Annotated in this window: 10 protein-coding genes and 1 riboswitch; of the genes, 5 read left to right on the plus strand and 5 right to left on the minus strand. The window is 69.2% G+C overall.

Annotated elements, in window-relative coordinates:
* A partial coding sequence (locus tag AB1609_08790) for a family 1 glycosylhydrolase (protein ID MEW6046565.1) occupies positions 1 to 256 on the plus strand: 256 nt, incomplete at its 5' end.
* Positions 257 to 348: 92 nt separating this feature from the next.
* Here the strand turns inward: AB1609_08790 and acs are convergent.
* Entirely contained in the window at positions 349 to 2,316 is a 1,968-nt protein-coding gene (acs, locus tag AB1609_08795; protein MEW6046566.1) for an acetate--CoA ligase, read from the minus strand.
* A 163-nt stretch (positions 2,317 to 2,479) separates the two neighbouring features.
* Positions 2,480 to 2,902: a hypothetical protein gene (locus AB1609_08800; GenBank protein ID MEW6046567.1), complete on the minus strand. Its 423-nt coding sequence runs from the start codon at positions 2,900 to 2,902 to the stop codon at positions 2,480 to 2,482.
* 137 nt (positions 2,903 to 3,039) lie between these two features.
* On the opposite strand from AB1609_08800, the gene AB1609_08805 reads away from it, so the two are divergent.
* The gene (locus AB1609_08805; protein MEW6046568.1) at positions 3,040 to 4,881 is read left to right on the plus strand and encodes an amidase; all 1,842 of its coding nucleotides are present in this window, start codon (positions 3,040 to 3,042) and stop codon (positions 4,879 to 4,881) included.
* Between the two features lie 148 nt (positions 4,882 to 5,029).
* On the opposite strand, the gene AB1609_08810 is transcribed toward AB1609_08805, so the two are convergent.
* Entirely contained in the window at positions 5,030 to 5,524 is a 495-nt protein-coding gene (locus AB1609_08810; protein ID MEW6046569.1) for a DUF488 domain-containing protein, read from the minus strand.
* On the minus strand, positions 5,521 to 6,543 hold the full coding sequence (locus tag AB1609_08815) for a zinc-dependent alcohol dehydrogenase family protein (GenBank protein MEW6046570.1): 1,023 nt from the start codon (positions 6,541 to 6,543) through the stop codon (positions 5,521 to 5,523). Before AB1609_08815 ends, AB1609_08810 begins: the two co-directional genes overlap by 4 nt.
* 118 nt (positions 6,544 to 6,661) lie before the next feature.
* A riboswitch (FMN riboswitch) is annotated at positions 6,662 to 6,813 on the plus strand.
* A 128-nt stretch (positions 6,814 to 6,941) separates the two neighbouring features.
* Here AB1609_08815 and pdxS point away from each other — a divergent pair.
* Together pdxS and pdxT are read left to right on the plus strand one after the other, a co-directional pair.
* Positions 6,942 to 7,868: a pyridoxal 5'-phosphate synthase lyase subunit PdxS gene (gene pdxS, locus AB1609_08820; GenBank protein ID MEW6046571.1), complete on the plus strand. Its 927-nt coding sequence runs from the start codon at positions 6,942 to 6,944 to the stop codon at positions 7,866 to 7,868.
* A 1-nt stretch (position 7,869) separates the two neighbouring features.
* A complete protein-coding gene (pdxT, locus tag AB1609_08825) occupies positions 7,870 to 8,514 on the plus strand; it encodes a pyridoxal 5'-phosphate synthase glutaminase subunit PdxT (protein MEW6046572.1) in 645 nt (214 codons plus the stop codon).
* Here pdxT and AB1609_08830 read toward each other — a convergent pair.
* On the minus strand, positions 8,469 to 8,654 hold the full coding sequence (locus tag AB1609_08830) for a type II toxin-antitoxin system prevent-host-death family antitoxin (protein MEW6046573.1): 186 nt from the start codon (positions 8,652 to 8,654) through the stop codon (positions 8,469 to 8,471). The two genes, pdxT and AB1609_08830, sit on opposite strands and share 46 nt — an antisense overlap.
* A 183-nt stretch (positions 8,655 to 8,837) precedes the next feature.
* On the opposite strand from AB1609_08830, the gene AB1609_08835 reads away from it, so the two are divergent.
* On the plus strand, positions 8,838 to 9,650 hold an 813-nt coding region (locus AB1609_08835), incomplete at its 3' end, for an MFS transporter (protein MEW6046574.1).

Below are 9,650 nucleotides of genomic sequence, written 5' to 3' on the forward strand. Positions count from 1 at the left end.
GGACGGCGCCGTGCACGACCCGGAACGCATCGCCTACCTGCGGGATCACCTGCTGGAAGTTTCGAGGGTCATCGCCGAAGGCGTGCCTGTCCAGGGGTACTTCGTCTGGTCGCTGATGGACAACTTTGAGTGGGCCTATGGCTACAGCAAGCGCTTCGGCATCCTCTACGTGGATTACCCGACGCAGCAGCGCATCTGGAAAGAGAGCGCTCACTGGTACCAGCGGGTCATCGAAGCCAACGCGGTGGTCGAATAGCCCGGGGCTCGTGCGCTTCCCCCGGCACACGCAAGGGGGGCCGCCCCTGTCGAAGCGGCGGCCCCCCTTGGCTTTGACCGCGCCTTGGGTCCTTAGCTGGAGGCGGCCCGCTGCACGGGATCCGCGCCGCCGAACATCTGCCTGAGCTGTTCGGCGACCTCCGGGTTTCGCAGGGTGGTGACGTCGCCCAGCGGCACCCCCTCGGTGATGTCCCGCAGGAGGCGGCGCATGATCTTGCCGCTGCGCGTCTTGGGAAGGTCGGGGGTGAAGACGATGCGGTCGGGCCGGGCGATGGGGCTGATGACCTGGGCGACTTTCTCCTTCAGTTCCCGCTCGAGGTGGTCTGACCCCGAGTAGCCCTCCTTGAGGATGACGAAGGCGACGGGCACCTGCCCCTTGATGGAATGGTTGGCGGCCACGACGGCCGCCTCGGCCACCGCAGGGTGTTCCACGAGGGCGCTTTCGATCTCCATGGTGGACAGGCGGTGGCCGGCGACGTTCATGACGTCGTCCACCCGGCCCAGGACCCAGAAGTAGCCGTCCTCGTCCCACTTCGCCCCGTCGCCGGGGTAATAGGTCTCCCGGTTCCAGCGGGACCAGTACTGGGCGACGTAGCGCTCGTGGTCGCCCCAGATGGTGCGCAGCATCGCCGGCCACGGGCGCTGGAGCGCCAGATACCCGCCGCCGCCCGGGGGCACGGGGTTGCCCTGTTCGTCCAGCACGGCCGCCGCGACCCCCGGGAAGGGCCGGGTGGCCGAGCCCGGCTTGGTCTCGGTGATGCCCGGGAGCGGCGTGATCATGATCATGCCGGTCTCCGTCTGCCACCAGGTGTCCACGATCGGGCACCGCCCGCCGCCGATGACCCGGTGATACCAGACCCACGCCTCAGGGTTGATGGGTTCGCCGACGGTGCCGAGCAGGCGCAGGCTGGAGAGGTCATGGCGGCGCGGGTACTCTTCGCTCCACTGCATGAACTGCCGGATGGCGGTGGGCGCCGTGTAGAAAATGTTGACGCCGTAGCGTTCTACGATGCTCCACAGTCGGGCCCGGTCAGGCCAGTCTGGCGAGCCCTCGTACATGACCACGCTGGCGCCGTTGGCGAGCGGCCCGTAGACAATGTAAGAGTGGCCGGTTATCCACCCGATGTCGGCAGAGCACCAGTACGTATCCTCTTCCTTCAGGTCGAAGACCCACTTGGTGGTGGCATAGACGCCAACCAGGTAGCCGCCGGTGGTGTGCACGACGCCCTTGGGCTTGCCCGTGGTGCCGCTCGTGTACATCATGAACAGCATGTCCTCGGCGTCCATCTCCTCCGGCGGGCAGTAGGCCGGGGCCGGGGCCATCAGGTCGTGCCACCAGAGGTCGCGTCCGGGCGTCATCGGTACGTCCGCGCCCGTGCGCCGCACGACGACCACCTTGTCGACGCCGCCTGCCATCTGGACGGCTTCGTCGGCCCGCTGCTTCTGCGGGATGCGCTCGCCCCGCCGGTAGTACTCGTCGCAGGTGATGAGCACCTTTGAACCCGAGTCGCCGATGCGCTGCGCGAGCGCCGTCGGGCTGAAGCCGCCGAACACCACCGAGTGCGGCGCCCCGATGCGGGCGCAGGCGAGCATGGCGATGGGCAGTTCGGGGATCATGGGCAGGTAGAGGGTGACGCGGTCGCCTTTCTTGACACCGAGGCTCTTGAGCGCGTTGGCGAACCGGTTGACTTCCCGGTACAACTCCTGGTAGGTCAGCACCCGGGTATCGCCCGGCTCCCCCTCCCAGATGACAGCGGCCTTGTTCTTGCGGGGCGTTCGAATGTGGCGATCCACGCAGTTGACCGAAGCGTTGAGCTTGCCGCCGGTGAACCACCGGGCATCGGGCGGCTTCCACTCCAGCACCCGGTCCCACTTGCGAAACCACTGGAGCTCCTCGGCGAAGCTCGCCCAAAACCCCTCAAAATCCTCCTCGGCGCGGCGGTAGACGCCGGGGTCTTTCACGTTGGCCTGCCGTGTGAACTCCTCAGGCGGCCGGTAGCGGCGCCGCTCCTCCAGGAGTGCCTCGATAGGTCTGGACATGGCGTTACTGCAAGCCCCCCTGCCCGGCATGTGCTTGTGCCCGCGAAGTGATACCGATCTCAAGAATGGCGCGGACACGCGAGATTTTAGTTTCTATCATAGTGCCGAAGAAAACCAATTGCAAATGGCACGCAGTTGCATGCCCGGGGGGCGATGCGGTGGGCTACGTCGCGTCTCTTTCATGGGCGTCGAAGCCCGTGTGCCCGTGTTCACCTCGCGGGTGGTCGTGGCGGTGCAGCATCGAAGGCGACAGGGATGCCGTGCGCCGCCCGAGGTAAGCTGCCGGGTCGGCCAGCAACTGCCCGAGGCGCGTCCCGGCTTCGACAGGGATGAATTGCAGACCGCTGTCGCGTGCCAGCTGGTGCGAGCGTTCGCAGAAGGTGCCCGGCACCGAGAGCACCGCCTCGACGCCGCTCTCCACGAAGAACCGGGTGACGGCGGCGCGCCGGCCCCCTCGGGCCGTGACGGCCGGGTTGGGCAGGTAGGTGACCTCACCCGTATCGGTTTCGACGATGGCGCAGGTGGGGCCTTCGGAAAGGGGAACCACCGTATCTCGATCCTCAGCAACGACTGCGCCGAGTCGCATGGTGCGCCTCCTCAACAGGCCGTGCGGTCATTGCCTACACGGTAGGGTATGGATCGCCCGGCAAGAGTCTATCACACCCGTGCAAGGGAACGAGCGGCGCATGGCGAAATGCCACTCGCTCGAAGAGGTGGCGCGCCATGTCCAAAGAGGTACTGCGCGAGCTCGTCTCCGCCATGACCCGCCTGCGGCGGGAGCCGGCGGACGTTGACCGCATCGAGCAGTGGGCCGGCCGCCTGGAGCAGCACCTGGCAGAACTTGAGCTGCTGGCCGCCCTCGCCCTCCCCGAGACGGTCGAGCCTGCGTTTACCCCCGTACTGGATGCCGGCACTCGGGTCGATGGTGGCGGCGATACGCACCGCACCGGTGCGACGTCGAGCCGTGAGGCGGCATCCCCGGCCGCGCAGGCAACGCCCGGTGCACCGGGCGGCCTCCCGCCGTCGGGCCCCACCCTGGTCGAAGTGGTGCGCGCTCTGCGGCGCGGCGAGCAGTCTCCTGAGGATCTGGTGAACCAAGCGCTCGAGGCGGCCGAGCAACTGGCGTCGCTGCACATCTTCATCGGGCTGTTCCCACAACGGGCCCGCCAGGCGGCGCAGCAGGCTGCCCGCGCCCTTCGCGACGCCGCGCGCAACGGCGGAGCCGGGGGACTGCCTCTTCTCTTCGGCGTGCCCCTCGCGGTCAAAGACCTCATGGAGATTGAAGGGTACGCGATGACGGGGGGCTCCCGGGTGCTCGACAGCCTCCCGTCGAAGCGGGACGCAGCCGCCGTGCATCGCCTGCGTGTCCAAGGGGCCATCGTCCTGGGGGCGACCAACCTCCACGAACTGGCCTACGGAATCACCTCCGAGAACCCCCACTTCGGCCCTGTGCGAAACCCTCGCCACAACGGCCATATTGCAGGGGGGTCGAGCGGGGGGTCGGCTGCGGCGGTCGCAGCCGGCATCGTCCCCGGAGCCGTGGGCACGGACACCGGCGGCTCGATTCGCATACCGGCCGCTGCCTGTGGGGTGGCCGGGCTGAAGCCAACGTACGGCCGCGTCTCGCGCGAGGGGGTTTTCCCCCTCTCCTGGAGCCTCGATCACGTGGGCCCCGTCGCTCGGGCAGCGGCGGATCTGGCCGTGATGCTGGCCGTGATGGCCGACAGCCCGGCTCAGGAGGAGTTGGGCCTCGCGCACGCGCTCGTCGACCCCGGTGAACCGGGGAGCGGGGCGGGGCCGGGGGCGGCACTGCCGGCGCCCCTCAGGGCCGTCGTCGAACTCGCTAACCTGGATGGTGGCCAACATAGCGGTGCAACCAGGGAGGGGCTGGCTCGCGCGGCCCTCGACGGCCTGCGCTTCGGCCGCCCCGACCCGGACTGGGAGGGACCGGTGGAGGCCTCGATTCGGGAGGGTATGGCGCGGGTGTACGGGCGGCTCGCGGGCGCCGGTGCCGGCGTTGGCGTGGTGGATCTGCCGCCGCCTGGCCACCTGCGCGTCGCCCAGTTCGCCATCATCCAGGCCGAGGCGGCCTCCGTGCACCGGGAGCGGCTGCGCCAGCGGTGGGACGACTTCGGCCACGACGTGCGGATCCGTCTGAAGATCGGGGAGTTCCTGACGGCGGTCGACTACCTGCAGGGCCAGCGGATGCGCCGGCAGCTCAGCGACAAGATGGGCGAGGTGTTCCGGCACGTTGACGTCCTGGTGCTTCCTGCCATGCCCGTCCCGGCGCCGCCGCTGGGCACCCGGCTTGTCGAGGTCGAGGGCGCCGTCGAACCGATCCAGCGGGCGCTGACCCGGTTCACCGGTCCGTTTAACATCACGGGGCTGCCTGCCCTGACCATCCCGGTGGGCACGACGGCGGACGGGCTTCCCGTGGGCGTCCAGATGGTGGCGCGGTGGGGGAGAGAGGTGGACCTGATCCGGGCCGCGGTCGCCCTGGAGGCGCTCCTTGCGCCTGACCGCCCGCCGATGCACGCAGCCGGCGAGGCCTCCATAGGATCTTGACCGGGGGCAGGCAGAGTGGGCCGGTACAGGGACGATCCCTATCGTATCCGCATCCTTGGCGTGGAGAGACGCTCGCGCACGCACCACCTGGGGCCGGGGCCGCTGCGGGTGGGCCAGCGGCGGTTCTGGGTCGAAGACGTGGAGGTGGTCATCCGCTACTCCGTACCGGTGGTTTGGGAGCCTCCGAGAGCGACGGGCCGCCGTCCTCCCGGGGGTGCCACTCCCGGCGCTCGTCGATGACGTGCACCACCTGCCAGCCTCGCCTGACGAGTGCCCGCCCGATGAACCGCCGGTGACACAGCCATGGCAGGCGCTCGCTGCACATGAACGCCAGCAGGCCCCCACGCTGCTGCTCCTCCCGGGCGAGCTGCTCGAGGCGCGCGAGCCCGGAGGCAAACGCCGGCGTGGTCATCCAGGCCTCGTACCCGCCCGTGCGGAATCCCCCCAGGCTCTCCCCCATCTCAATGTACGTGACGCCGGCCTGTGCCAGCCACTCGCGCATGGCGCCCGCCGCGAAGTGAGGGTGAAGGCGGCTCGTGGGAAAGCGCCGGACGTCCACGACGCAGGTGATCCCGCGGCTTCGCAGCAGGGCCGCCATCTCCGGCTGCGAGCGCGACCCGTGGCCGACGCTGGCGATAATCATCGGCTCTCCCCGATCTTCAGCACCAGCGCTCCCTCGACGTCGGCCCGCTTGAGGCGTACGAGAGCGCGGTTCGCCTCCTCGAAGGGTACCGGTTGGGCGTGCACCTTCAGCGGCAGGCGTGCGGCCAGAGCCATGAACTCACGCCCGTCGGCGCGGGTGGTGTTGGCCACGCTTGCGAGGCGGCGTTCGCCGTAAATGAGCGGGTATTTGAACTCCGGCACGCGGTCGAGGTGGACGGCGTTGATGGCAAGCGTCCCACCTTTTCGAAGAACGCTCAAGCCTGTAGGGATGAGCGATCCGACCGGCGCAAACGAGATGGCCGCATGCACCTGGAAGGGCGGGCGCTCTCCGGCTTCTCCCGCCCAGACGGCGCCGAGGCGGCGCGCCAGCTCCCGGTGGCGCTCCTGCCGCGAGAAGACGAGAACTTCGCACCCCCACGCGACGGCCACCTGCAGCGTCAGGTGCGCAGACGCCCCGAACCCCAGCAAAGCCAGGCGCTGCCCGGGCTCCACTTTGGCCACCTTGAGCGAGCGGTAGCCGATGATCCCGGCGCACAGCAGCGGCGCCGCCTCGATGTCCGAGTAGCGGTCGGGCAGCGGCAACACCGACTCCGCCGGCGCCACCATGTATTCGGCGTATCCCCCGTCGGCATGGTAGCCCGTGAACTGGGGGCGCTCGCACAGGTTCTCCTTGCCCTCCAGGCAGTACTCGCACCGTCCGCATGCCCGGAAAAGCCAGGGGACGCCCACCCGGCTGCCGGTCCGGACGCCCGCCGGGAGCCATGCTTCAGCGCCCTCGCCGAGTGCCTCGACAGTTGCCACCACCTGGTGGCCCGGCACGACCGGCAGCCGGACCGGCGGAAGCTCCCCCTCGACCGTGTGAAGGTCGGTGTGGCAGACGCCGCAGGCCGCGACGCGCAGCCGCAACTCGCCCGGGCCCGGCTGGGGCAGCGGGCGCTCCTCGAGCTTCAGGGGCTCGCGTTCGGCGTCAGATGGCTGGTGAAGCGCCCAGGCTCGCATACGGCCTCCTCCTCGCACCCACGACCCCGCTCGGCGGCGGAGCGCGGCGCATCCATGGGGCCTGGCAAGAGGAGTCTTTCCGGAAGCGTTCGAATATGGAATGTTGACAAATCCATCATAGCGCCTTCGGGGCAGGGTGAGGGAGACGCTCCCGATTCCCGACCGGCGGTGATGCCTCCGTACAAAACGGAGGACGAGCCCGCCAGCCTCAGCGGTGGAGCCGGTGAGAATCCGGCGCCGACGGTAGAGTCCGAATGGGAGAAGGCGGCAAGAGCGGTGTAGCCCGGCGAGGGCTACCTCTCCCTTTCTCCTCTTCTCCCCGGTTCAGTCTCCCTGGATGGCCCCGTCCCGGCGGCGCGACAGGAGGCAGTGCCGTGGGAGTTCCCCGCACGAATACTCTGGCGTCGGACACCTCGGGCGCAGGCCTTTCTGGCGGCGCTCAGCCCCAGACCGGCACCTGGACGGTCAAGGCCGGCCTGGCGCGCATGCTCAAAGGCGGCGTGATCATGGACGTCACCACCCCCGACCAGGCCCGCATTGCCGAGGAGGCCGGTGCGGTGGCGGTGATGGCCCTGGAGCGCGTGCCGGCCGACATCCGGGCCGCAGGCGGGGTGGCACGCATGGCCGATCCCGCCGTCATCGAGGCGATCAAGCAGGCCGTCACGATCCCGGTCATGGCCAAGGTTCGCATCGGCCATTTCGTGGAGGCCCAGATCCTCCAGGCTCTCGGGATCGACTTCATCGACGAAAGCGAGGTGCTGACGCCCGCCGACGAAGAACACCACATCGACAAGCACGCCTTCACGGTACCCTTCGTCTGCGGCGCCCGGGACCTGGGGGAGGCGCTCCGGCGCATCGGCGAAGGCGCCGCCATGATCCGCACCAAGGGGGAGGCCGGCACCGGCGACGTGGTGGAGGCCGTCCGCCACATGCGCCGCATCACCCGCCAGATCCGGGAGCTGGCCGCTCTCGGGCCCGAGGAGCTGATGGCCAGGGCCAAGGAGCTGGGCGCCCCGTACGAACTCGTGACCCGGGTCGCCGGCGAAGGTCGCCTGCCCGTCGTCAACTTCGCCGCCGGCGGGATCGCGACCCCCGCCGATGCTGCCCTCATGATGCAGCTCGGGGCCGACGGCGTCTTCGTCGGGTCGGGCATCTTCAAGTCATCCGATCCGCCGGCGCGTGCCCGCGCCATCGTCGAGGCCGTCGCCCACTACAACGAGCCGGAGGTCCTGGCGCGCGTCTCGAGGAACCTGGGCGAGGCCATGCAGGGCCGCACGGCTGCGGCGTTGAGCGCCGCCGAGCGCCTGCAGGACCGGGGGTGGTAGCATGGGCACGATGAGCCGCCCTCGCGTCGGCGTGCTGGCCCTGCAGGGTTCGGTGCAAGAACACGTCGCCACGCTGCGGCGGCTGGAAGTGGACGTCCGGCAGGTGCGCCGTCCCGAACACCTGGAAGGCCTGGACGGCCTCATCCTTCCGGGGGGCGAAAGCACCACCTTCCGGAGGCTGATGGCAAGCGGGCTGTTGCAGGCGGTGCGGCAGGCGCGCGACGAAGGGATGGCGCTGTTCGGGACGTGCGCCGGCCTCATCCTGCTTGCACGGCACATCGTCGACCAGCCCGAGCCCGGCGTGACGGTTGAGCAGGCCCGGACACCGGGTCCGGGCCTGGCCGTGCTCGACGTGACCGTCGCACGCAACGCTTACGGGCGCCAGGTGGCCAGCTTCGAAGCGCCCGTTGCGCTGCAGCCGCCGCTCGCCGCAGGCGGGCCTTTTCCCGGCGTCTTCATCCGGGCGCCGCGCATTGCGTCCACCGGGGCGGCCGTTCGGCTGCTGGGGGTGCTGGGTGACGAGCCTGTGCTGGTGCAGCAGGACAGGGTGCTCGGCGCCACGTTCCACCCGGAGCTAACGGCGGATCTTCGCATCCACCGTTACTTCGTCGAGGAAGTGGCAGGGCGGCGCCGCTTCAGCACCTGAAGCCGGCGGAAGTCGTGCAGCCCCACCAGTGCGGCGGCGGGGCGGCCCCACCGCTGCACCTGGACGCGCTCGTCGGTACGTACGATTCGGTCCAGGACTGCGCTCAGTTGCTGCCGCAGCTTCTGCGTTGCCAGACGCACGGACTCACAACCCCCAAGATGCGGGCATCGGCCGGCCGGCGGCGGCGCGAGGCACCTACAGTGAACCATAACTGGAACGCCATGGCAAGTCCCAGGGCGGCCGGTACCTGGTCCTGCCAGGACCGCGCTGCTCCCGCAGCGAATACCCGGCGCGGAACCTGAGGTGGGGAGGGCGTGGGCAGCGTGGGAACCTCACGCAAGGCGGTGTACAGCCTCGGCTCCCTGGGTGCGGGGCTCCTGAACAACGCCGTCACGACGTACATCGTCTTCTACTACGTGGACGTCCTCAAGACGCCTGCCGCGGCCATCGCGAAGATGATGGTGATCTGGAGCATCTGGAACGCCATCAACGACCCGCTGCTCGGCTTCATCTCGGACGGCACCCGAAGCCGCTTCGGGCGGCGCATCCCGTACATCATCTGGGGCTGGCTCCCGCTGGTGGCCTCGTTTTACCTGTTGTGGGCACCCCCCGCCCCCATCCGCGAAGCGGCGTCGGGATCGCTTGTCTGGTACTTCCTGGCCGCCATCTGTGTGTACGACTTTCTCTACACGATGGTGGTGCTCAACTGGACGTCGCTGTTCCCCGAAATGTTCCCCGAACTGAAGGAGCGTTCGGCCGTCTCCGCCATGCGATCGGCTTGGGCGCTGGTCGGGCTGGTGCTGGGCGTGGCGCTGGGGTCCACCGTGGCCGGCGTGCTCGGCTGGGAGCAGATGGGACTGGTGTTCGGCGCGATCGGCGGCCTGAGCCTGGCGGCCTCCGTCCTGGGCGCGCGCGAAGATCCGCGGTTCTCGCAAACCCAGGCGCTTCCCCTCATTCCCGCTGTGCGTTCCACGCTGGCCAACTTCTCTTTCGTCACCTTCGCCCTCACCAGCTTCTCCGTCCAGCTAACGTTCGCCGTCATCATGGCGGCCATTCCGTTCTATACGAAGTACGTGCTGGGGCTCTCGCTTACGGAGAACCCGCTGGTGCTGGCCAGCACCTTCGCCGTCATCGCG

This window comes from Bacillota bacterium (assembly GCA_040754675.1).
Taxonomy (GTDB): Bacteria; Bacillota; Limnochordia; order Limnochordales; family Geochordaceae; genus Geochorda.

Bases quoted from the DNA above. Each gene is read 5' to 3' on its own strand.
- AB1609_08815 (MEW6046570.1), bottom strand. From the start codon at position 6,543: ATGCGAGCCTGGGCGCTTCACCAGCCATCTGACGCCGAACGCGAGCCC.
- AB1609_08810 (MEW6046569.1), bottom strand. From the start codon at position 5,524: ATGATTATCGCCAGCGTCGGCCACGGGTCGCGCTCGCAGCCGGAGATG.
- pdxT (MEW6046572.1), top strand. From the start codon at position 7,870: ATGGGCACGATGAGCCGCCCTCGCGTCGGCGTGCTGGCCCTGCAGGGT.
- AB1609_08805 (MEW6046568.1), top strand. From the start codon at position 3,040: ATGTCCAAAGAGGTACTGCGCGAGCTCGTCTCCGCCATGACCCGCCTG.
- acs (MEW6046566.1), bottom strand. From the start codon at position 2,316: ATGTCCAGACCTATCGAGGCACTCCTGGAGGAGCGGCGCCGCTACCGG.
- AB1609_08800 (MEW6046567.1), bottom strand. From the start codon at position 2,902: ATGCGACTCGGCGCAGTCGTTGCTGAGGATCGAGATACGGTGGTTCCC.